At 45.3% G+C, this 23,758-nt stretch carries 17 protein-coding genes and 1 riboswitch; of the genes, 5 read left to right on the top strand and 12 right to left on the bottom strand.

The window, feature by feature from the left end; all coding sequences use genetic code 11:
• On the top strand, positions 1–981 hold the full coding sequence (locus OCV11_RS06545) for an alpha-L-glutamate ligase-like protein (protein ID WP_373332807.1): 981 nt from the start codon (positions 1–3) through the stop codon (positions 979–981).
• Between the two features lie 98 nt (positions 982–1,079).
• Here the strand turns inward: OCV11_RS06545 and OCV11_RS06540 are convergent, their stop codons facing one another.
• From OCV11_RS06540 to cmoM, 6 genes are all read right to left on the bottom strand, one after another.
• A complete protein-coding gene (locus OCV11_RS06540; RefSeq protein WP_261895782.1) occupies positions 1,080–2,102 on the bottom strand; it encodes a sensor domain-containing diguanylate cyclase in 1,023 nt (340 codons plus the stop codon).
• A 190-nt stretch (positions 2,103–2,292) separates the two neighbouring features.
• The gene (locus OCV11_RS06535) at positions 2,293–2,553 is read right to left on the bottom strand and encodes a hypothetical protein (protein ID WP_261895781.1); all 261 of its coding nucleotides are present in this window, start codon (positions 2,551–2,553) and stop codon (positions 2,293–2,295) included.
• 146 nt (positions 2,554–2,699) lie between these two features.
• Positions 2,700–7,157 carry a chromosome partition protein MukB gene (gene mukB / locus OCV11_RS06530; RefSeq protein WP_261895780.1) on the bottom strand — a complete coding sequence of 1,486 codons (4,458 nt, stop codon included), beginning with the start codon at positions 7,155–7,157 and terminating at the stop codon, positions 2,700–2,702.
• On the bottom strand, positions 7,154–7,876 hold the full coding sequence (gene mukE, locus OCV11_RS06525) for a chromosome partition protein MukE (RefSeq protein WP_261895778.1): 723 nt from the start codon (positions 7,874–7,876) through the stop codon (positions 7,154–7,156). Before mukE ends, mukB begins: the two co-directional genes overlap by 4 nt.
• On the bottom strand, positions 7,857–9,194 hold the full coding sequence (gene mukF / locus OCV11_RS06520) for a chromosome partition protein MukF (RefSeq protein WP_261895776.1): 1,338 nt from the start codon (positions 9,192–9,194) through the stop codon (positions 7,857–7,859). Before mukF ends, mukE begins: the two co-directional genes overlap by 20 nt.
• 14 nt (positions 9,195–9,208) lie before the next feature.
• Positions 9,209–9,988 (bottom strand): tRNA uridine 5-oxyacetic acid(34) methyltransferase CmoM, encoded by a 780-nt coding sequence (gene cmoM / locus OCV11_RS06515; protein WP_261895775.1) that lies wholly within the window; start codon positions 9,986–9,988, stop codon positions 9,209–9,211.
• 88 nt (positions 9,989–10,076) lie between these two features.
• Here cmoM and elyC point away from each other — a divergent pair, with 88 nt between their 5' ends.
• Positions 10,077–10,922, top strand: a complete 846-nt coding sequence (gene elyC / locus OCV11_RS06510) for an envelope biogenesis factor ElyC (RefSeq protein ID WP_261895773.1) — start codon at positions 10,077–10,079, stop codon at positions 10,920–10,922.
• Positions 10,923–11,017: 95 nt separating this feature from the next.
• On the opposite strand, the gene torR is transcribed toward elyC, so the two are convergent.
• Positions 11,018–11,722, bottom strand: a complete 705-nt coding sequence (gene torR, locus OCV11_RS06505) for a two-component system response regulator TorR (RefSeq protein ID WP_261895771.1) — start codon at positions 11,720–11,722, stop codon at positions 11,018–11,020.
• Positions 11,723–12,421: 699 nt separating this feature from the next.
• On the opposite strand from torR, the gene purR reads away from it, so the two are divergent.
• Both purR and OCV11_RS06495 read left to right on the top strand, forming a co-directional pair.
• Positions 12,422–13,423, top strand: coding sequence for an HTH-type transcriptional repressor PurR (purR, locus tag OCV11_RS06500; protein ID WP_261895769.1), 1,002 nt, complete (start codon positions 12,422–12,424; stop codon positions 13,421–13,423).
• Positions 13,424–13,580: 157 nt separating this feature from the next.
• Positions 13,581–13,682, top strand: a riboswitch (cyclic di-GMP riboswitch).
• A gap of 113 nt (positions 13,683–13,795) precedes the next feature.
• Complete coding sequence (locus OCV11_RS06495) at positions 13,796–14,383, top strand: TfoX/Sxy family DNA transformation protein (protein ID WP_261895768.1); 588 nt, start codon at positions 13,796–13,798, stop codon at positions 14,381–14,383.
• A gap of 546 nt (positions 14,384–14,929) precedes the next feature.
• Here the strand turns inward: OCV11_RS06495 and OCV11_RS06490 are convergent.
• From OCV11_RS06490 to topA, 4 genes are all read right to left on the bottom strand, one after another.
• A complete protein-coding gene (locus OCV11_RS06490; protein ID WP_261895767.1) occupies positions 14,930–15,733 on the bottom strand; it encodes an alpha/beta fold hydrolase in 804 nt (267 codons plus the stop codon).
• Positions 15,734–15,951: 218 nt separating this feature from the next.
• Positions 15,952–17,406 carry a glycogen synthase GlgA gene (glgA, locus tag OCV11_RS06485; RefSeq protein WP_261896240.1) on the bottom strand — a complete coding sequence of 485 codons (1,455 nt, stop codon included), beginning with the start codon at positions 17,404–17,406 and terminating at the stop codon, positions 15,952–15,954.
• A gap of 1 nt (position 17,407) precedes the next feature.
• Positions 17,408–18,625, bottom strand: a complete 1,218-nt coding sequence (gene glgC, locus OCV11_RS06480) for a glucose-1-phosphate adenylyltransferase (RefSeq protein WP_261895766.1) — start codon at positions 18,623–18,625, stop codon at positions 17,408–17,410.
• Between the two features lie 564 nt (positions 18,626–19,189).
• The gene (topA, locus tag OCV11_RS06475; RefSeq protein ID WP_261895764.1) at positions 19,190–21,817 is read right to left on the bottom strand and encodes a type I DNA topoisomerase; all 2,628 of its coding nucleotides are present in this window, start codon (positions 21,815–21,817) and stop codon (positions 19,190–19,192) included.
• A 337-nt stretch (positions 21,818–22,154) separates the two neighbouring features.
• On the opposite strand from topA, the gene OCV11_RS06470 reads away from it, so the two are divergent.
• Complete coding sequence (locus OCV11_RS06470; protein WP_261895763.1) at positions 22,155–22,403, top strand: DUF2498 family protein; 249 nt, start codon at positions 22,155–22,157, stop codon at positions 22,401–22,403.
• A gap of 35 nt (positions 22,404–22,438) precedes the next feature.
• Here the strand turns inward: OCV11_RS06470 and aroA are convergent, their stop codons facing one another.
• Positions 22,439–23,719 carry a 3-phosphoshikimate 1-carboxyvinyltransferase gene (gene aroA, locus OCV11_RS06465; protein ID WP_261895761.1) on the bottom strand — a complete coding sequence of 427 codons (1,281 nt, stop codon included), beginning with the start codon at positions 23,717–23,719 and terminating at the stop codon, positions 22,439–22,441.
• Between the last annotated feature and the right edge of the window lie 39 nt (positions 23,720–23,758).

Genomic DNA, 23,758 nt, shown 5'->3' with positions numbered 1-23,758 from the left:
ATGTTGTTTTCACTCTCTGAATATACATCGCCATTCAAGTTGCGCCGCAAAGGCATTATGGGCATGAACCAGCGTAACCACAGCTACATTGGGCGGTACAACGACCGCTCAAAATATCCCCTTGTGGATGACAAGCTGAAGACTAAGCTGATTGCTCAACGTGCTGGAGCCACCGTACCAAAACTGATTGGCGTGATCAGTAACCAGGGGGACGTAAAGAACATTCACTCTATGGTTACCGATTGGCCAGGTTTTGTTATCAAACCTGCTCGCGGCAGTGGTGGTAAAGGCATATTGGTGGTGACCTCCCATCAAGCAAACCAATACACTAAGCCGTCAGGTAATTCGATCAACAACAGCGATGTTGAACGTCACATCAGTAATATTCTGGCGGGTCTGTTTTCTCTGGGTGGGAAAAACGACGTGGCAGTGATTGAAAACCTGATTGTGTTTGATGATTGCTTTGATGGTTTTAGTTACGAAGGTGTGCCTGACGTACGTATTATCGTGTTCAAAGGCTACCCAGTGATGGCGATGATGCGTCTCTCTACTTCCGCTTCCGATGGTAAGGCAAACTTACACCAAGGCGCTGTAGGGGTGGGTATCGATATCGGGACCGGTAAAGCAGTAAAAGCGGTACAATTTAACCGCCCTGTGACCGTCCATCCTGACACAGGTAGAGAACTGATTGAGCTGGAAGTGCCACAATGGCAAGAGCTTTTGACGCTTGCAGCCAGTGCATGGGAAATGACTGGCCTTGGTTATATGGGCACTGACATGGTTCTGGATAAAAACGAAGGCCCAATGGTGCTGGAGTTGAATGCTCGTCCGGGCTTAGCGATCCAAATTGCAAACGGTGCAGGCTTGTTACCGCGCCTGCGTCATATCGAAAGTTTGGGTACGCCACTGATATATCCTTCGGCTACCGAACGCGTTGCCTATGCGGTTAAACACTTTGCCGTGCAAGACCATAAGTTCTAAGACTCAGTTCACATGCGCTTCAAGCCGCTTATCGGTCTAACAATAAAGCCAGTCGTCAGACTGGCTTTATTATTTGAATTCATCACCATTATTGCTGTTCATCCGCCCGCTTGCTTTTGCGATTTTTTAATCTGGTACATCGCTTGGTCAGCTTGTTCAATTAACTGCGATGGTGTCGTCGCACTGTGTGGGTAAACCGCAGTACCAATACTCCCACTGAGTTTCAACATTTGCTTTTCATATTTGATCGGTTCTTCCAGCGCTTGGGCAATGCGTTTTAGCATCGATGGTTGTGCAGGCTTGTGGCTACCCTCAGCAATCCACACAAACTCATCCCCACCAATACGAAACACCAGATCTTTCTTGCGTTTAATGTGATTAAAGCGATTGGCCATTTCGGTTAACACCACATCCCCAGCGCGATGTCCATAACGGTCATTCACCTGTTTAAAGTCATTAAGATCAATCACAATGACTGTAATTGACAGCGAAGGTTGCGCGTCACAGCGAATCATCGCCTGCTGTAGATCGTACTCAAGTGACGCTCGATTACGTAACCCCGTTAACGGGTCGTGCATCGCTTGATAAAGCAGCTCTTGCTGCGTTTTCTTCGCTTCGGTAATGTCCCGTGCAATGGCATAGAGCTGGCGAGAATCGGTGGTAAACGGAGGGCAACACCAGGAAATCCAGTGCCAATTGCCCTCTTTATCACGGTAACGATTTTCAAATTGAAACGTGGTTCTCCCGTTCGCTAACTTCTCCAGTTCCCGTGCGGTTTTCTCTACATCATCGGGGTGAATAAAGTTAAGTAGCGGCTGAGAGGTCAGTTCTTCGGCAGTAAAACCAAGTAATCGACAAATCGCTGGATTAACTCGTTTGAAATACCCATCGAGTCCCGCGATGCATTTCATATCGATAGAGTTTTCAAAAAACCACTCCCAATCTTGCTCCAATTCATTGTAATGGCTCCACAACGTCTCTAAAGAATCAATCGATTGTTGCAGCTGTTGCTGCTCAGCAACCAATTCAGGATAGCTTTCAGCCAACTGAGTCAGACGCTCCAATTGGCTACGTAGAGCTTGCAGTGTATCAATAGCTCGACGATTAGGCTGGGTATACATACAAGAAAAAACCTGCATTACTGATAATGAGTTAAGAATAGTACATGGCGAAGCAGCCAATCGATAAGGTAGCTAGTTCATTAAGAAAGGGGGATTCGTTTGGAAGACCGCGCTGAAGTTACAGAGTTTCTCCCCACCACTAACGAGTTGAAATATATTGAATCTATTAATGGCAGGGAGAGGTTTGCTATTACATTTTTTTCTCAAAGCACATAGTCAGCTCGGTGGTGGATTTATTGTCTGTTGTGTACTCAGACGCATACACCATACTCCATCCATCGTATTGCGCTAATTTGTCGTTAGTTGAGGATGAACCTGTGCCAACGGTAACGCAGCGAATCATCTTAGAGGCGTTAGTCGCATCAAAATCACGAACTTGGCTGGTCACATTAGCACCAGAACAACCCGCCAGCAGCACAACAGAGGCTGCCATCAATAGACCTTTATACATAATAGAACCCTATGAAAAACGAAATAGACAAAATGTCGAAAATACACAACATGTTGAGTATAAGACTTTCTTTTACATAGACTTTAGATTTGGCGCAAAAAAAACGCCCCGAAGGGCGCTTTCATTGAGTAGATAATCAAACCAGACTACAGCTCTTCTGCTACGGTCTGCTCTGGTGTTTTACTTTTAGCCTCTTGACCAAAACCGCGTAAGCCGACGACATGAACGTGTTCATGGTCTTTAAACACTTTACGTACCAGCTTGTAGGTGGTGCCTTTCTCTGGGCTGATGTTTTCTGGCGCGGCAATCAGCAATTGCATGTCAAGGCGTTCACACAGCTCAAATAGCGTTGCAATAGACTTACCATCCAAACGAGCCGCTTCATCCAAGAACAGCAAGCGACAAGGAACAATGTCTTTACTGCGTAAACGGCGCGACTCTTCTTCCCAACTTTGAACCACCATCAGCAGAATCGATTGACCCGTACCAATGGCTTCACCAGTTGATAGTGCTCCTGATTCTGCCTGTAGCCAACCATCCGAGCCACGGTTAACCTCAATGCTAAGTTCAAGGTAGTTACGATAATCGAGCAGCTCTTCACCCAACACCTGAGGTGAACGTTGTCCCATATCGATATGTGGGTTAACTCGTTGGAACAATTTCGCCATCGCTTCAGAGAAGGTATAACGGCTACTTTCAAACAGATCACGATGCTGATCTTGTTGATCGGACAGACCCGACAGCAAGGTCTCGTGGCTATCACGCACCTTAACGTTCAGACGCACCCCATTCACCTGACCAAAGGCGATATTCGATAGGCCTTGGTTAAGCATCCGGATTCGGTTTTGCTCACGCTGAATGGTTTTACGAATGATGCTAGAGACCGATTCAGAGCTGATGGCTAAACGGTTCTCACGTTGTGTCAGTTCTTCGGTTAAACGACCTAGCTCCACTTCCATCTCTTCAATCGCTTCGACAGGATCATCAGTACGAATGATGTCTTGGCGAATACGTTCACGTAGATGTTGGTAAACCGCGATATAGAACAAAACTTTACGTTCTGGATGGGCGTTATCTTCAGACAAACGCAATGCGTCACGTAAGTCTTCATTGTTAGCCACCGCAAGACGCAATGCACCTAGTGATTTATCCGACATTGAACGCAGTTCATCCGCAGATAGGTACGCCAATTCACGTTTATGCAGACGACGTTCTACGTCATTTTCACGCGCTAAACGCAGTACAGAACACCAACCGGTTTTCGCATTCACCACGAAAGTACGCAGATCGCGATAATCTTTTTCTAGTTTCTTCAGACGTTTAACTAGAGATTTCATCTCCATCTCTGTCGACGTCATCAGGCGCTCGCACTCGCTCTTACGATTGCGCATCGCATGCAGACGCTCTTGCAACTCGTTACGACGGTACTGAGCACGCTCTAAGGCACTCTCGTCCGCTTGCACGCCAAGGTCTTGTAATTCAAGCTTAAACTCTTGAACGGTTTCCAATTTTGCCTGGTGCGAACTCTTCAAAGAAGCCAATACTTGGTTGTACTGGTTCATCTGATTTTGCGCCTGCTTAAGCGCTTCACGACTGCGTGTACGTTGTACTTCCGCTTGCGCCAACTTCGCTTTAAGTTGTTCACTCAATTCGCTGCTCTGGCTGAGTAAGCTCACTGAGTCGGAATAAGCAAAGTAGTGGCGACGTTCAACCAAATCAGACACTGCAAAGATCTGTGCTTTTAGTGTTTGCAATGCTTGGTCAGCGATTTGATATTCCTGCTCTAGGTTTTCAAACTGCTCGGGGTCGGCGTCCAGTGAAGTCACGATACGTTCAAGTTCACGGACCGCTTTACCATGCTTGTGATTAAAGGCTTTCGCCACATCAAGCTGCGCCAATTTATCGTTCATTTCAGCGAAACGTGCGTCAAGAGTTTCGTCTTCCACCAACATCATGTTTGGTGCAATACGTTCTAGCGCGCTAAGTGCTTGCTTACTGATTTGACGTTGCGTGCGTTGCTGTTGATCACGGTTATCCAACTCAGCCAGTTGGCGAGCCACTTGGTTACGGCGTTCACGTACTTTAGTCAGTGCTTGCTCTGGGTCAGCTTGGAAAGCGACCTGAATGTGCTCAGCCACAAACTGGTTAAAAGCGTGATACAAACGCTGAAGTTTTTGTGCATCAAAGGCCGCCTTAGCATGCTCTTCAACCACCTCTTCACGCTCATCGCGCAGCTTTTCTAAGCGCTGCTCACGGGCAGCACGACCAAACAGTGGAATCTCTGGCAAACGAGAGTAACGCATTTGGCGCGCATTGAACTGTACGCAAACTGCGCCTTCAAGTTCTTCGGCATCAAATGAACTGTCATCAAAGGCATCCACATCACCTTCAATCAGGTACAAATCTTCTGGGCAATCATCAAGTTCAATCAGACGTTCTTTGATACCTGAAAGATCAGAGACCACAATCGCGTGACGCGCCGGACCATACATTGCACTGAAATAAGGGGCATCATCGATAGTGATGTCATCATAGATTTCCGATAACAGTACACCACCTAATGAATCAGCAAGACCTTTCAAGCGCGGATCATTCGAACCACCAGGAGAAGCTAAACGGCCAATTTCACTATCGAGTTCATCGCGACGGTGCGCTAATTTATCTTTAGCCAGTGACAGACCTTTCTCTTCTTCCAGCACAATTTGCATTTGGCTCATCACTGACTGACTGTCAGCCAGTTCCGCGCCACTTTGGTCACGTAGGGTTTCCAAGGCATCGTTCGCTTTGATCCAAGCAGGCGCTTGCGATTCAAGGCGAGTAGCATCACTTTGCAAATCTTGTTCTTGCTGACGCAGGCCACTGCGCTCTTCGCGCAACTGTTCAGAGCTTATTTCTAACTGTTCTAGCAGTTCATTGTGACGCTCACGCTCTTGCTCAACCGTTATTTCATCGGTTAGCGCCAAATGATGCTGCTGTTGATACTCATCGATTAAGCGGCGAACTTGTTGCTGCTGCTCTTGTTGACGAGCCAACTCACGCTGCTGTGCTACCCATTGCTGCTCATTGGTCACAATATGACCCGCGTCACGGGCTTGATTAAGCACATCGCGAGCTACTTGCGCAGCCTCGCCACGAGCCACTTCACCCTTGATACTGCGAATCAAAGCAAAGGCGTTTTCAAACTGCTCTGCCGCTGCAGAAGACATATCTAAGCGGTGTTTTAGTGCCAGTAGGGTCGAGGTTTGACTCTCTTGCGCTTTTTTCAGCTCGGTAACGGTCGTCACTGCATCATCAATGGTGAGCTCATCGTTGCTCAGCAATTGACGCGCTTTATCCAACGCTTGTACCGCCTGCTGATATTGCAAGGCACGCGTTTGCTGCACATCGAGCGCTTGTTGGTAGTCAGCCAATTGCGATTTAAGGCTATCCACTTCTTCTTCAGAAACGGTCGCTTGATCTTCTGCCATCAACAGACGCTCTTGCGCCTCTTCGACCACCATCATTTGCTCTTCTAGACGAATATTCAGTTCTTCTAGATCTTCTTGATAGCGTTCGATTTTCTCTTGTTGACGCAGTGCGTTTTGCACCAATTGCAGATGGTCAGATGCACCTTGATAATCTTGCTCAAGTGCCCCTTCTTGATCGCCAAATTGAGCTAATTCTTCTTGCACGCGGTTCAACACGTCGTTGTGTTCAATCAGCGCATTACGTGTTTCAAACAGCTCCAAACGCAGTGACAGTGTCTGGTCAACTTTGTTACGGCGATCGTTGGCATGACGCATATAGTCTGCCGCCACGTAATTGGTTGATTCTGTGATCAGATGCTTAAACAGATCACGGTCAGCTTGCGTCGTTTTGATCGCTTCTAGCGTCATACGGTTTTCACGCAATGCCGATTCCATGTCTTGGAACGCTTTTTTCACGCCGCCATTTTGTGGCAACAAGTAGTCACGCAAAGAGCGGGTGATCGCACTGGAAATACCACCGTAAAGTGATGCTTCAATCAAACGATAGAATTTTGAACGGTCGCTGCTGTTACGCAGTTTCTTAGGTATAACGCCAAATTCAAACATTTGGCTGTGATAATCCACCACCGAGTTGAATGTGCGATAACTCGCTCCTTCAATTGCAGCAACGGCATCTTTCACTTCATTAATCTGACGAACACGAGCTTGATGAGCCGATACGGTTTCAATCAAGACATCGGTCGGTTTGATATGACTTGGCAGACCTTGGATAACAAAAGGTTTGATATCCACTTTTTTGTCGCGGCCAGCCACTTGTTGCAGTTTCACAACAAACAGCAAACGCTGTTTACGTGAGTTCACCACATCAAGAGCGGCATAACAGGTACCCGGTTGCAATTTACCGTACAAACCTTTATCGCGTGATGCTTGTGAACTGCCCGCTTCCGTAGTGTTACGAAAATGCAGTAGAGTTTGGTCTGGAATCAACGTTGTGATAAAGGCCGCCATAGTGGTCGATTTACCTGCACCGTTACCACCAGACAACGTCGTTACTAAGTTATCAATATCAAAAGTACGGGCAAAAAAGCCGTTCCAGTTGATCATGGTCAGCGATTGATACTTACCTCTTTCAATCATGCTTCACCTTCTAATTCTGTTTGCTCGTCGTAATCTTGCTCATCTTGATCATCAAGCAGTGATGGTTGAGCTGGCTCTTCGTGATACACCACAGCTTCACCATCACGAATCAAGCGAAGTTGCGCGTCACGCATATCATCACCTACACGCACATCGGCACCAAAACGGAATACCGCTTCAGTGATGCGGAATTTGGTGGTTTCCCCTACGTGAATGATCATGCCAAGACGGCGAAGACGACGTAATGAAGTACGTACTTTTTCGAACAGCTTTTCACGGTCCAAATCGGAACCCGTGGCGCGATTCGTCACTAACTTCATCAATTTTTGTTCATCGGCGAGTTGCAGTAGTTCATCGTACAACTCTTGGTTAGAGAAGATGCCTTCTTGTGCCAAACGCTCAGGACTTAAGTATAAGAAGCACAATACTTTCCCAACCAACATGTCCAGTTCAGACAACACGCTGCGGTTAATCAGCGAGGTTGAACGTGGTCGTAAATAGAAAAAGCCTTCCGGAGCACGAATCAGCTCAGTGTTATAACGTTGGTAAAACAGCGCTAATTCGCTTTCAAAATCACAAAGAAACGCGTGGTTATCCATATCATCACTGGCGATATGGCGTCCGCCACGCAGTAAGCTGTCCAACTCAGGGAAAAGCGGGTTGGCAATTGCTTTGGCCAGATTGACTGGCATAAATTCATTAATATCGGTCGATGACATTTGCTTGTACCTTTGCCCCAAATTCATTGATCGCTTTCCAGTCTGGCTGGATGGCTTGATAGTCAGATTCTGAATAGCCCAGGCGTACCGCCTGATCAACAACAATTCGGGCTAAATCAAAATGATGAGTGCGTGGATGTTCGGCGAGGTAATCGCGCAGCACCAAGCCTAAGTCGATAGGTTGATTGTGCTGTTTGTATTGCTGCAGCATGTCACCTACTCGTTCGGCTAACTCATCATGTATGCGTTCAAATTCTTGATATTCGACTTCATCTGGTACAGAACCTGTCACTTCCTCATCGCGCAGAATCAAGGCTTCATCACGCAGGTCACGAAGACGCTCTGCATCGGCATAAGTGAGGTACCAAGGATGGTCAAAGAAATCGTGGACAGATTGTCGTAACCGTTGGCTAAAGGCGCGGTTTTTATCCATATCAATCGCAGTACGGATAAACTTGTGCACATGGCGGTCGTAACCGATCCAAAGATCGATCGTCTGCTGCCCCCAGCTTACGATACGGTCCAATTTCATTTGCAAACCAAATAAGGTTTCCGCGATGAATTCAAGTTCATCATCACCGTAAACGGTCTCTTGAATATCAAGGATTTGGGTTTGCAATTCGTCCCCTGCTGCTTGCAAAGTATCTTGCAACTCTTTTAGGGTATTGGACGTTTCAGAGAGAAGCTCCTCACAACTACTGATGGCATCACGCCAATCTTGATTCAGTAGTTTTGCGATTTGCTCTTTCACCGCGTGCTGCTGTTCATCCATCACGCGCTGGTTTAAATCGATTTGGTCAAAGATCTCGCCAACCGAGTACTTAAGCACACCGTAGACATTCTTACGCCATTCATTCGGGGTGCCACTCTGCTTCGCCGCATTGACTGCTTTCGCCATTTCATCAGCGACCATCGACAGCTGAATCGACAGCTTCAGTTTTGAAAACTGTCTGTGGCGCACGTAGTAATCGGTGATGCCAATCGCCAAAGGAGAGAGACGATAAATGCTGGCGCCCTCCGTGACTTCGCTTGTAAAGCGGCGAATCAATCTTTGACTGACTAGTTCATTGATCGCGTTATTAGCGCGAAATGCCGATGCTTCGCCAGTGTTATCAAACATCTTTGTGACTATTTTAAATGCATCGTGCAACTCACCTTCCCCTAACTCTTCGTCAAAACGTTCACTACTCAGTACGGAGATTGCGATTAAATACGCCAGACGTTCAGAAGTTAAGTTCAGTGAGAAATCATGCTGTTTTACCCAGCCAACCAATTCATCGATTGGCTGTTTTTCAGCAGTATGAGTCAACTCACTCATTCGTTTTCCTGTTTTTATTGCTTCTTAGCCCACACATGGATGTATCGGCCTAATGAGAGGTAAGGTTCTTGGCGGCAAAATTTCCGCTCTAAAGCCAATACATCGTCATGGTTGAATTCGCCCATGTTCGTCATGTTACCAATGTAATCACTAAAACAACGAATTCCGGATCGGCCACAAATTTCATATCCAGCCTCTTCTATCCAAGAATAGACCGATTCTGGAACCAAGCCTTTTTGTGGCTGTAATTTAAATCGTTTTTTGTGCGGCATCCCGTTGAGAATATGAGGGATATTTCCACACACGGCATTTTTGTAAACCAAACCGTGATAGTTATAGAACATTATCGATACCATGCCACCCGGTTTGACTTGATTGAGCAAATTTTCCAGCGCAGCTCTAGGTTCTTCCAACCACTCCATCACGGCATGAAACAGCAAAATATCGACTGGTTCACTTAAGTGGTTTTGAATCTCTTGGACCGGAGCATGGACCAGCCGATACTGCTCAAGCAGGCCGTTTTTTTCAATATCCAACTCGGCCAAACGCAACATTTCAGAAGAGAGATCACACAACGTCACCTTATGCCCCAATTTGGCTATTTTTTGCGACATCTGTGCTAAACCGCCACCAGCATCTAAAATATGCAAAGGCTTGTCAGCGGTAGCAAAATGAGTTAACAATTGCTCTATGTCTTCCCAAACAATGACTTGGCGAATTTCACCTTTGTCTGAGCCATAGATGTTTTTTGCAAATTTGTGGGCAATATCGTCGAAATTGCGATCTTTAGTCACGGCAGCTTGAGTTATGATAACGAAACGTACCGCTATTCTGTCATAGGAATGGCAGGAATAAAGAGGGTTTCGTTGTTTTTACTCTCAAGTGCTGTTTTTTCGGGCTATTTTGTATATGTTTGAGCTGAAAAAAATCATTTCTTCCCTATTTATGCCTATGCCAGCACTGCTGATCATCGGATTTATAGGTTTATCACTGATCATGTTTACTTCAAAACGTAAGAGTGGCTGCTTTATTGTGCTCTTCTCGTTATGTGGACTGTTCTTGATTTCGTTTCAACCTGTTTCATCCCGGTTATTGATGCCACTTGAGCGTCAATACACGGTGTTTTTACCCACCGATCAATCCATTGACTATGTCATGGTGCTTGGCAGTGGTCATGTCGTTGACGACCAAATACCGCCGACCTCAGAATTGAGCCGTACTGCGTTAGTTCGCCTGACCGAAGGTATTCGAATTATGCGGATGTACCCTGGTTCAAAATTGATCTTATCCGGTTACGCGGGGGGGAGTGAGTTTAGTCATGCGCGTATGCTTGCCCAGGTCGCTTTAGCGCTTGGTGTGCCCAAATCAGAAATCATTTTGCTGGAAACAGCGAAAGACACCTGGGAAGAAGCGCGTCAAGCAGCAGCCTTTGTGCAACAGAAAAAGCTAGTGCTAGTTACGTCTGCCTCGCACATGGAGCGAGCGTTATACGAATTTCGTTCTGCCGGGTTAGCGCCAATTCCGGCTCCAACCAACTATTTAGCGCAAAAGAACATTTATCAGCCTTGGGAAAAATACGCACCCAAAGCACGTTATTTAGAGCAAACCGAGCGCTATTGGCACGAGACTATGGGGCATATTTGGCAAGTACTGCGCGACTGGGTAACCGGCTACGAAGCATCACATGCAGACAGCAGCGTAGCACCAGCGACTCAACCGCAGAAATAATCGCTGTAGATTCAATAAGAACAGATTAAATAAGAACCAAAAAAACGCCAGCACAGAGTGCTGGCGTTTTTTATTTAGAGATCCGTATCAGTCTGCTAGCTGCCTGCAAACATATACCCTTCCCCATGCACGGTCACAATAATTTGTGGTGTTTTAGGGTCTAGCTCCATTTTCGAACGCAAGCGGCGAATAAGTACATCAATAGTACGATCATTAGGTGCATCAACACGATGGCTGATCATATCGAGAATTGCTTCGCGGCTGAGAACTTGGTGTGGATTAGAGGTTAATGCTACGAGCAACTCATATTCTGCTTTGGTTAATTTTATCGGTTCGCCATTTTGACTTAGCGCACGACGCTGAATATCAAACGCCCATTCACCAAAATGAATAAGCTGACTACCGGAAATATTTTCTAGAGTACCTGTTCTCGAATTGGAAACTCGCCAGGTTAAATTCTTCACTCTCGCTAATATTTCTCTTAACTCAAAAGGTCGCGCGATATAATCGTCTGCGCCCATTTCTAGACCAATAATTCGGTCGATACTGTCTTCACGACCATTAATGAGAATAATCCCGACATCTGAATGGCTACGCAATTCACGGGTCAGCATCAGGCTGTCATCAAATTGAAGGTTAGTTTCCATCAGAACCAAATCGATAGCGTGTTGGCGTAATACCTCACGCATCTCTGCCCCCGTATCGGCAACAGAAATCTGGTATCCCTCTCGTTTGAAATAATCGACCAATGTGACACGGGTGTCTCTGTCGCTCTCTACGACTAATAAGTGATAACTCATAGACGTCACTTTATTCCGCTAAATTTAATCCCTATTCATTCTATTCATAGACGGTAACAATTCTAGAGTACGAACTTAAAACCTGATGCTTTATTGATTCAAAACAAGCTTAGATAACATTTTGCTTTGTTTGAACAATCGAAATAAAAGCACTTTATTTTCATTTCTCAAATATGTAAAAATTTGTCTTCTTTTTTGTCACATTGTTACTCATTTACGGGCGACAAATGAAAATAATATTCATATCTATTAGTGCATTTGGTTATAAATTTAATGGTTTTTATTAATATCAACAAATAACTTAAAGGCGATGATGGTTTGTTGTGGACAGTTAAGAAGACAATAAAAAGCCGACTGAAATACCGCTATGCATTCACTCGCATTTCAAGATGAATGAGTCACTTTACAGCTCATTTTGCACTTGATCTTAGGTCGAAGCTTGCACCAGCTTGGTAACAAAATAGTAAAGCGATTGATATCAAACAAAGATGAATTTTTCATTGCGAGTGGTTCAATACCAGTCTAAAATCTTTGACGCAAACGATAATCTATAGAAATTTTACTTAAACCGCTGTTTTGAAGCGGTTTTTGTGTTTTTACTACTTTTAAGCTTCACTTACATATCGAATCAACACCTGTTGAAGTGGTCAATCACTGTAAATCTTTGTCCTAGTCAGCAGATATCGATGGGAAAAACCAATGGCGACTATAAAAGATGTTGCGCGCATTGCAGGCGTGTCAACCACCACTGTATCACACGTGATTAACAAAACACGTTTTGTAGCCGAAGCAACACAAGCGAAAGTGTTGGCAGCGGTAAAAGAGCTAAACTACGCACCGAGCGCGGTTGCTCGCAGCCTAAAATGCAACACCACACGGACTATTGGTATGTTGGTGACTCAATCAACCAACCAATTTTTCTCTGAAGTCATTGATGGGGTTGAGAGCTACTGTTACCGCCAAGGCTATACACTGATTTTGTGTAATACCGGCGGCATTTATGAAAAACAACGCGACTATGTACGCATGCTTGCTGAAAAGCGTGTCGATGGCATTTTGGTGATGTGCTCAGATATGACTCCTGAGCTAATGGAAATGCTTGAAGGCCATTCTGACATTCCAAAAGTGATCATGGATTGGGGTCTTGAAGATTCGCAAGCCGACACCATTATGGATAACTCTGAAGAAGGCGGTTACATCGCAACGAAACATCTTATCGATAACGGACACAAAGACATTGCTTGTTTGAGCGGTCATTTTTCTAAAATGGCTTGTAAGGAACGCATCATTGGTTTTCGCCGTGCGATGGCCGAAGCTAATCTTCCAGTGAACGAAGATTGGATTCTAGAAGGCAACTTCGAATGTGACACTGCGGTACTTGCAGCAGACAAAATTATTGCGATGGATCACAAACCGACCGCAGTGTTCTGTTTTAACGACACGATGGCGTTGGGTTTAATGAGCCGTTTACAGCAAAAAGGCGTGAAAGTACCCGATGATATTTCTGTCGTAGGTTACGATAACATCGAGCTTTCTGAGTACTTTTCACCACCGCTAACGACGATTCACCAACCCAAACGTCGTGTTGGTAAGAACGCCTTTGAGATCCTATTGGAACGGATCAAAAACAAAGCCCATGATCGTCGCGTTTTTGAGATGCATCCTGAGCTCGTCGCACGAAATACTGTAAAAAAACTTTAAAATCTTAATGTTACATGTTTTCTCACTTTTGATATAAAATCTTATTGATGAAAATGTCGCTTATTAAAGATACAGCGATTTTTTGGACGAATATCACATTAGGCAAAATATTTTGTGATTTATGTTCAAGTTTAAGATTACTCTAGTGAACGAAATGTCACGTACAGGGCAAACCATCTGAAAAGGTGGGACGCAAAGCCTCCGGCCTAAACCCTTAGATGGTATTTTCCGGCTCTGGGTAGGTAGCGGGGTTACCGATGGCAAAAATGCATTTAAGACGTTAACTTCTTACTGACACAATCTTTGCATTCTTTTGCTACATTCTCGGACCTGATTTTGGTGGCGTATTGTTAATACACCGAGACTAAAGGCATGGATAAACCAATATTAAAAGACTCAATGCGTCTGTTTGAAAACTTAGGACGCGTAAAATCTCGTTCAATGTTTGGCGGATTTGGAATTTTCGTTGATGACACAATGTTTGCATTGGTGGTTAACGACAAACTTCACATTCGTGCAGATGACAATTGTTCCGAGAAATACAAGCAGCAAGGCTTAGAACCTTACGTTTATAAAAAACGTGGCTTCCCAGTGGTTACTAAATACTTCGCTCTTCCTGAAAATTTCTGGGATGCCCCAGAAAAAATCTTGAAAGAAGCGAAAGATGCTTTGGTTGTTGCTAAGCAAGAGCGTGAAACTCAAGCTCAAGCAAAACCTAACCGTCTTAAAGATCTGCCTAACTTACGTCTGGCAACAGAACGTATGTTACGTAAAGCAGGTATCGAGTCGGTTGAAGAGCTGCACGAGAAAGGCTCTGTAGAAGCGTATAAAGCGATTCAACAGACTCATTCAAGTGATGTAAGCATTGAACTTCTGTGGGCTCTTGAGGGCGCTATTGAAGGGAAACACTGGTCAGTTATTCCGCAAAATCGTCGTGATGAACTGATGCAGCGCTTGTAAAAGATTGGCAAGTAAGAGTAACGAAGGCACTCACCTAGGTGGGTGCTTTTTTTTATGTAAAATCCCTGAATAAATGGGAATTATTTCGTCCATTTAGGGGACGCCATCAGTCCCCAACCACATTGCTTGTAGCCTTAGTGATAAATCACGTTACACTAACTGTGCCCCAAAGTCCGAGACATAGTAAAAACTGTACTGAGTGCCCAACTCTCCGTAAAGAAGGCGGAATCAAGTGTTGGCACACACTGACCATTTCAACCTCAATATGTTAGTCATCTTTTTGAAAATGGAGAGACAGTAATAAAGGTAGTGATATAGTTCTTAGTTATGTAGTTTTGATTCTCATGTGTGATGAGCTAGCCTGATTCAAGCTCATCACACATTCTGCTACTGCAAGCAGTATCGTGTATGAGAAAAGAAAGGTACGGCGTACGCTTATATAAGCCAACGCTGCAGTAAGATGTTGACTTATTGATAAAGACTACCCTGCAACATTCATCGCACCTTTCATAAATCATAGTGCCCAGCCCAGCTCGCCACAACTTATTACGATCGAGGCGAAAAGCGACGAATAAAATGAATCGAGTGATGATTAAAACGTTCTGCTTGTTCGATATTGCACACATGCCCACAATCGCTCAGTTCAATCAGCTCGCTTTGTCGATGAACAGTGACCAATTCACGTACCTGCGATAAAAACAGATAATCTCTATCCCCCATTAAGTATAGCGTTGGGATAGCCTCATCTTTCTCACGAAAATAGCGCATAAACGGATTCACCTCAGCAGTGAGACGATACCAACGCTTAAACTCTTTTTGACACAGTTTTTTTGCTTCCCGGATAAACAATAGGCGAGATTCACGCTGTGCACGACTTGGCATCACAATGTAGGCAAACAGACGATAGAGCCACATGTAAGGGATGATATGCTTTGACCAGCGCCCTATACTCACCAAGAGTTGCGAACGAAAGTCAAAACGAATGACCGCGCCTCCTAGCACCATGGATTGAACTTGGTCTGGAGCAAGTTCAGAGATTTTGCGCACAATGATGGTCCCCAAAGACATGGCAACAAAGTGTGCTTTGGCTATCTCACAATGACGCAAAACATTGAGCACATCTTGCGCTATGGCGTCAAAGGTATAAGGGTGTGTCATCCACTCACGCACCCATTGGCTCGATTGTCCATGGCCACGTAGGTCAATGAGCAGCAAATTAAAATGGCGTTTATAGGCCTTAATCTGTTTAAACCACAAAGATGAGCTGCCACCAGCGCCATGCACAAAAACCACCCACTGTGAACTCGTAGGATGAGAATAGATCTTATGATAAAGGAGGTTAGATACCATGCAGAGCTCAGTCTGTTATTAAAACCGCGCTAGACTACCATAAACCTCAGTGATACCAAATAGTGATACATTCGCTTTGGGTGCACGTTGCGGCCTGTTTTGTCATCGCCGTGAGATGGTGCATGAATTCGATTAAAGTACTCATAAAAAAGGCGACACAGAGAATCCTTTGTGTCGCCTTTCACAGCCGTAGTGCTAGTTCAACCAAGACAATCGCGTTAAGCAAATACGGCTAAGCGGTACATTTTAATGTATTCCAGAGCTGAATCACGCCAACTAAAGTCCTGTTCCATTGCTCTTTGCTGCACCGCCAGAAACTCGTCTGGATTCTGTAGATAGAACAGCAGCGCACGCTGCATGGTGATCAACAGCACTTGAGCAGAAGGCTCGAGGAAACCAAAACCAGTGGCTTCTTGCGGATACTTATCATAGTCCATCACGGTATCTTTTAAACCGCCCACTTCACGTACAATAGGTAAAGTGCCATACGCCATGCTGTAGATTTGGTTTAAACCACACGCTTCAAATTCTGATGGCATCAAGAAGAAATCAGCCCCAGCCTCAACCCAGTGAGCCAGTTTGTTGTCGTATGCTTCGATAAAAGCAAATTTGTCAGGGTACGCCGCCATTAATGATTTCAGGCGTGTTGCCACTTCAGGTTCGCCTGTTCCGACAATCACGAGCTGCACATCATTACGCAAAAATAGCTCAATGATAGGTAGCAGATAATGGAAACCTTTTTGGTGAGTTAAACGACACACCATCCCAAACATAGGGAGAGATCTGACTGGCAGCCCCACGTCTTGCTGTAGTGCTTGCTTACTGGCAGCTTTCCCCTTACGTAACGAGTTGGCTTCACTGCTGTAGGTTACAGGTAAGTAGTGATCGTTTTTAGGATCCCATTCACTGTAATCACAACCATTGATGATGCCGTGTAAATCGCGCGCACGGCGGACAAAATCGTCCACTAACCCATGCGATCCCAGTGGTGTCAGCAGTTCACAAGCGTAATTGGGGCTAACCGCGTTAATTTTATCGGCATAGGCAATCCCAGCGCGCAGCATACTAACGTGGTCTACACCGTAACGCAGAAACTCCATACCTGATAGATTCAACTCAGGAATGATCTCCAACTCGTGGTAAGAGAAAATCCCTTTGAAAATCGCATTGTGCACGGTTAGAACGCTTTTCACCCCTTCAAAAAAGCCATCGTAGCGATAGCGTGTTTTTAGAAGGAAAGGAATTAACCCAGTGTGCCAATCGTTGGTATGAATGATGTCTGGGCGGATATTGAGTTTAGGTAAGACATCCAAACACGCAGCCGAGAAGAAACTAAAGCGCTCTCCGTTATCGGCATAGGCTTGGTTCTGCTCTGCATACAATTCTGGACGATCAAAATACGCATCACAATCAATGAGATAAACTAAGACACCATCCAGTTCGGTTTTTCTAACTAAATAATGAGTGTGCGGCCAATGTGTTAGGTCCGTTTCCAATACCACGGGTAAGGCGTTTTTATCGGGAATCTTGCGGTAAGCAGGTAGCACGATGGCTACCTGATGACCTAATTCCTGGAGCGCTTTAGGCAGAGCCTTTGCAACATCTGCAAGGCCACCGCTTTTGACCAACCCTTGGGCTTCTGAAACGGCGAACCACACATTCATGTGCTCCATTTTAGAATCCAACTTTTGTTCCTTTCGCAATCACAACTATACCAGTCGGTGAAACATGAAAACGTTGTCTATCCAACTCGATATTTTCACCGATAACAGTTCCAGGGGCGATCTCCACATCTTTATCGATGATGGTTCGTTTAATCGTGCACCCTGCACCAATTTTCACATCACCTAAGATAACAGATTCACTGATACAAGAACCAGCACCAATGTTGCTGCGATAACCTAAAACGGATTTATAAATATTTGAACCTTGGATATAACTCCCCCCAGAGACCAAACTATCGGTGATTTTCACCTTCTGATCATCCACATCGATGAAGGTAGCAGGTGGAAGTGGTGGGTAATACGTATGCATTGGCCAGCTACGGTTATACAAAGAGAAAGCCGGATCTTTACCCAGTAAATCCATATGAGCTTCCCAGTAGGACTCAATCGTACCTACATCGCGCCAGTAAGTTTCTTTGCGCTCACCTTTAATCACATTGCTTGAGAAGTCATACACATACACCCCACCCTGTGGGTACATTTTCGGAATGACGTCTTTACCAAAATCGTGACTAGAGTGTTTATTTTCTGCATCTTCTCGTAGTTCACGATAAAGGGAAGCGGCATCAAAAATGTAGTTACCCATGGAAACAAGAGCCCAATCAGGCTCGCCAGGAACACATTTAGGTTGAGCCGGTTTTTCTTCAAAGCCAATCATTTGCCCTTTATCATCCACTTCAATAACGCCAAATTGTGATGCTTTTTCAATAGGCATGCGCAAAGCAGATACCGTAAGTTGTGCTTCTTTGCGACGGTGAAAATCCAGCATCTGGCGAATATCCATTTTATAGATATGGTCAGAGCCAAAGATGCACACTTCGTCGGGCGCTGCCACTTCAATAAAACGAATATTTTGGTAGATGGCATCGGCGGTACCTTCATACCAACGTTTACCATCGCGCATTTGCGCTGGAATTGGGTCGATATAGCGGTCGGTGATGCCCGCTACGTTCCACCCTTTTTTCATGTGCATGAACAGAGATTGCGACTTGAACTGTGTTAACACGTAAATGCGCATCAAATCCGCATTAACAAAGTTATTAAGCGCAAAATCAATTAAACGATAACTGCCCCCAAATGGGACAGCAGGTTTACTACGAGAGGCAGTTAAAGGCATCAAGCGAGTCCCTTCACCTCCCGCCAAAATCATTCCCAGTACACCAGCCATTCATTATTCTCCGTTATTTATACTTACAGTGCCCGAGCTCCCCAAAAGACCCGACACAAGGCACCTAAGGAATTGACACCGATTTCAAATGCATCAAAGTATGAAGACATGTCGCTCAAAGCCATGAGAACGCCGACAAGCAATGCTGCGCGTTCATCCGCAATATCATCAGTAGCTTTAAACCGAGACCCAACAGCGCTTCCCCTGTCACACCCCAAACGAGTAGATGCGTTAAGCTGGTAGGCCATCATATCTTTCTCTTAACATGTTAGAGCTTTTACTCCATTCATTACATCCTCTAAGGTCACGCAATGATCACACTCTAATAAGCGATTACTCAGCTAAGCATCTGAATATTAGTCACTATCTTTGACACTTACTCGTGCATAAACTAAGCGTACCGACACTGCGGCACTATAGAAAACATAGTCAACATATTGAATAATGAGAACAAAATCGCATTGATTTAACAAAAGTTTAACGAATGCCATTCAAATTTGAGAGGTCACCAGCAAAATAAAAGGCAGCCAATTGGCTGCCTTTTATTTATTGAGCAGAAAAACGCTATTTTTTCTTACGCTTATCTGTGATATCCCATTTACCGTCGATGTACAACGCAGTCCAACCACTTGGCTTACCATCGTGCTCGGTACGCACGTAATGCTCTTTCGATTTACGGCTAAAACGAACGACTGCAGCGTCTCCATCTGGATCATGGCTTGGTGCATCCGCTAGGTATTGGTACTTTTCTGGCAAACGATCCTTAAAGCGTGCTAGCTCTTCGACTAACGGTGCGCGAGTCTCACGCGATTTAGGGAAGTTGCTTGCTGCAAAGAACAGACCTGACGCACCATCGCGCAATACAAAATACGCATCAGATTGCGCACAAGGCAATTCAGGGAAATGCACTGGATCTTCTTTTGGCGGCGCAACTTCACCGTTTTTCAGAATCTTACGTGTGTTGCCACAGCTCTCATTGGTACAAGCCATGTACTTACCAAAGCGACCATTACGCAGTTCCATATCTGAACCACATTTGTCACACTCAACGACTGGACCTTCATAACCTTTTACTTTGAACTGACCGTGTTCGACGATGTACCCATCACAGTTCGGGTTGTTACCACACACGTGCAGTTTACGTTTGTCGTCAATCAGGTATGCATCCATCGCTGTGCCGCAAATTGGGCAACGTTTCTTCGCGCGCAGTGCAGCAGTTTCAACGTCCTCTTCAAGTACGTTGACAATGCCCTGTTCGTCACCAAGGTTGATGGTGGTTTTACAACGCTCTTTTGGTGGCAATGCATAACCAGAACAGCCTAAGAACACCCCCGTCGAAGCAGTACGAATCACCATTGGACGATCACAAGTTGGACAATGAATATCCGTCATCACCATGTGGTTTGGTTTCATACCACCTTGTTCTTCGTCTTGCTCAGCTTGCTCTAGGTTGTGGCTAAAGTCGTTAAAGAAATCGTCTAAAACGCCTTTCCAACTTGTTTCACCTTCTGCGATTTGGTCCAGTTTCTGTTCCATGCGCGCAGTAAAGTCGTAGTTCATCAAATCTTCAAAGCTTTCATCGAGACGATCCGTCACGATTTCGCCCATTTTTTCCGCGTAGAAACGACGTTGGTCGACTTTCACATAGCCACGATCTTGAATCGTAGAGATGATTGACGCGTAAGTAGATGGACGGCCGATACCACGTTTTTCCAGCTCCTTAACGAGTGCAGCTTCGGTATAACGCGCAGGCGGCTTAGTGAAGTGCTGTTTTGGATCGAGTGCAGTCAGAGATAGCTCGTCCCCCACTTTCACCGCTGGTAAAATTTGGTCTTCGTTTTTGCCCAGTGGACGTTGTACACGAGTCCAACCATCAAACTTCAGAATGCGACCTTTGGCTTTCAGGGTGTACTCTGCAGCCTTCACACTTACCGTTGTTGAGTCGTATTCTGCTGGAGTCATCTGACAAGAAACAAATTGGTTCCAAATCAACGCATACAGCTTATGCGCATCCGCATCCATTCCTTCAAGGTCTTCTGCTTTGACATCGACACTGGATGGGCGAATCGCTTCGTGCGCCTCTTGGGCGTTTTCTTTACTACCATAGACGTTTGGCTGACTTGGCAAGTAGCGTGCACCAAATTCGTCTTGAATGTAGTTACGCACAGCCTCTACCGCTTCATGGCTCAAGTTCGTTGAGTCAGTACGCATGTAGGTAATGTAACCTGCTTCATAAAGACGCTGAGCTAACATCATGGTTTTCTTAACGCCATAACCTAAGCGGGTACTCGCCGCTTGTTGGAGCGTTGACGTGATAAACGGCGCACTAGGTTTGCTGCTGGTTGGGCGGTCTTCACGTTTGCACACTTCGTAACGCGCTTTTTCCAAAACCGCTACCGCGGCCATGGCTTCTTGTTCATTCGAAGGTTTAAACGCAGCGCCCTCTTTTTGCGCTACCAGCAGACGGAAATCTTCTTTCGCGGCAGTTTTGGTATCCGCGTTGATGTCCCAAAACTCTTCAGGTACGAAGGCTTTGATTTCGCGCTCACGTTCAACGAGTAGCTTCACAGCAACTGATTGAACACGACCTGCAGACAAACCACGTGCCACTTTTTTCCACAACAGTGGCGAAACCATAAAGCCCACCACGCGGTCCATAAAGCGGCGCGCTTGCTGAGCGTTTACGCCAGCCATGTTCAGTTCGCCAGGCTGTTTAAAGGCCTGTTGAATCGCACTTTTGGTGATCTCGTTAAACACAACACGTTTATATCGCTCTTCATCTCCACCGATGATCTCACGAAGGTGCCAAGCGATAGCCTCTCCCTCGCGGTCCAAGTCGGTTGCGAGATAAACGCTGTCTGCGTCTTTCGCCAGTTTTTTCAGTTCAGCAACCACCTTCTCTTTGCCAGGAAGAATCTGGTAATTGGCTTCCCAACCATTGTATGGGTCAATACCCATCTTTTTAATTAGAGCAGATTGTTCTTTTTCTTTTTTCAGGCGAGCTTTTTCCTCGGCACTGAGATTTTTAGTCGACTGTGGCGTCGCCTTTTTTGTGGCAGCGCTACTTTGACCAGCAGTTGGCAGATCGCGGACATGACCGACACTAGACTTTACGATAAAGTCTTTACCAAGATATTTGTTGATTGTTTTGGCCTTGGCTGGTGACTCCACGATAACGAGTGATTTACCCATAATTTGATTCAAATGTCCTTAACCACTTGCGAATGGTTTATCGCATGATGTTCTTAAATATTGCTTCTTTTTTTACTATCGAGGTAGATAACCAGAAGATCAACTTGTTTTTTTAAAAAGCGACTTATTTGCTCGACAAATCGACGACATGCTAAGCGAATGAGAAAATAGGCACATAGTAATGACACTCCTGGCATTAGGCGAGATGAAAGAAATGTTTTTTGGAATAAATCACAATTTTACTCGGCTTTATTCCTGAAAATTTACTGAGCTCGATCATTGCAATCCCTATTCTGCTCGTTACACTGACCAGCAAATTATGAGAGGAGTATAAGCAATGGCTGAGAAAAAAAGTATTTCTGAGTTCGACTTACTGATGATCGCAAACCAATTGATCATGGACCACGAAGCATTTCTTGATGGTATGCGTGCAGACAGCGTAGAAGAAAAAGAGGGTATTCTGGTATTCAAAGGGAACTATTTTCTAGACGACAGAGGTCTACCGACTGAGAAAACCACAGCCGTGTTTAATATGTTCAAATACCTTGCTCACCAACTTTCACCGGAATTTACGGTAGAAAAATAATAAAAGCCTCAGTAGAGGCTTTTATTTCATCGGTTTTAATGCGCTAAATGAGCAAACTTCTCAAAATAATCTGGGAAGGTTTTTGAAGTACATTTAGGGTCATTAATGGTCACACCGACATCACTTAACGCGACCAGTGAAAAACACATCGCCATGCGGTGATCATCATAAGTATCGATAGCCGCGTGGACAAAATGCTCCGGCGGAGTGATGGTGATGTAATCTTCACCCTCTTCGACAACCGCCCCCACTTTACGCAGTTCTGTCGCCATCGCCGCTAAGCGGTCCGTCTCTTTTACACGCCAGTTATAAACGTTGCGAATCGATGTCGTACCGTTAGCAAACAGGGCGGCAGTGGCAATGGTCATCGCTGCATCAGGGATATGATTAAAGTCCATATCAATACCATTAAGCTCGCCATGACGTGCGATCACGTAATCATCGCCCCACTCGATCTCAGCACCCATTTTCTCTAAGGCATGAGCAAACTGTACGTCACCTTGGATACTGTTTTTACCAATACCAGTGACTTTCACTGCTCCACCTTTGACTGCTGCTGCAGCAAGGAAGTAGGAAGCTGAAGAGGCATCGCCTTCAACAAGAAAATCTCCAGGTGCAACGTAGCTTTGGCCTGCTGGAATCACAAATTGTTGGTAATCGCGGTTTTCAACCGTCACGCCAAACTGATTCATGATTTGTAGCGTAATATCGATGTAGGGCTTTGAAACTAGCTCACCCACGATATTGATGGTCACTTCACCCTCAGCCAGAGGAGCTGACATCAAAAATGCCGTCAAAAATTGGCTTGAGATAGAACCATCAATCGATACGGAGCCAGCTTTTAAGCCAGTCCCTTTGATAGCCAGTGGTGGGTAGTTTTCGTTCTCGAGATAGTCAATGCTCGCACCAGCTTCACGCAGCGCATTGACCAAATGGCCAATCGGACGCTCTTTCATGCGTGGCTCACCAGTGAGCACGAAGTCTCCTTGGCCTAGGCATAGTGCCGCAGCCAATGGACGCATTGCCGTACCTGCGTTACCTAAAAATAGTTCCAGTGTCTCAGTTGAACTGAATGGACGACCTAATCCTTCCACTTCACAGCACGTTTTATCCGCTGAAAGTTGATAAGAGACGCCCAGTTTAGATAACGCATTCAACATATGGCGAATGTCATCACTATCGAGCAGGTTGGTCAGTCGAGTGGTTCCTTTTGCTAAGGCAGCTAGCAATAGAACGCGATTTGAAACACTTTTTGAACCAGGGAGATTCACTTCTCCCTCAATTTTTTGAACGGGTTGTAACGTAAGGCTTTCCATCTAAATTGTGTATCCTTGCGTCGCCACTTTAGGTTGTCT

Origin of the sequence: Vibrio porteresiae DSM 19223 (genome assembly GCF_024347055.1) — a bacterium.
Classification (GTDB): domain Bacteria; phylum Pseudomonadota; class Gammaproteobacteria; order Enterobacterales; family Vibrionaceae; genus Vibrio; species Vibrio porteresiae.
The sequence above is the reverse complement of the archived record's forward strand: the minus strand, read 5'-3'. Positions and strand labels throughout refer to the sequence as shown.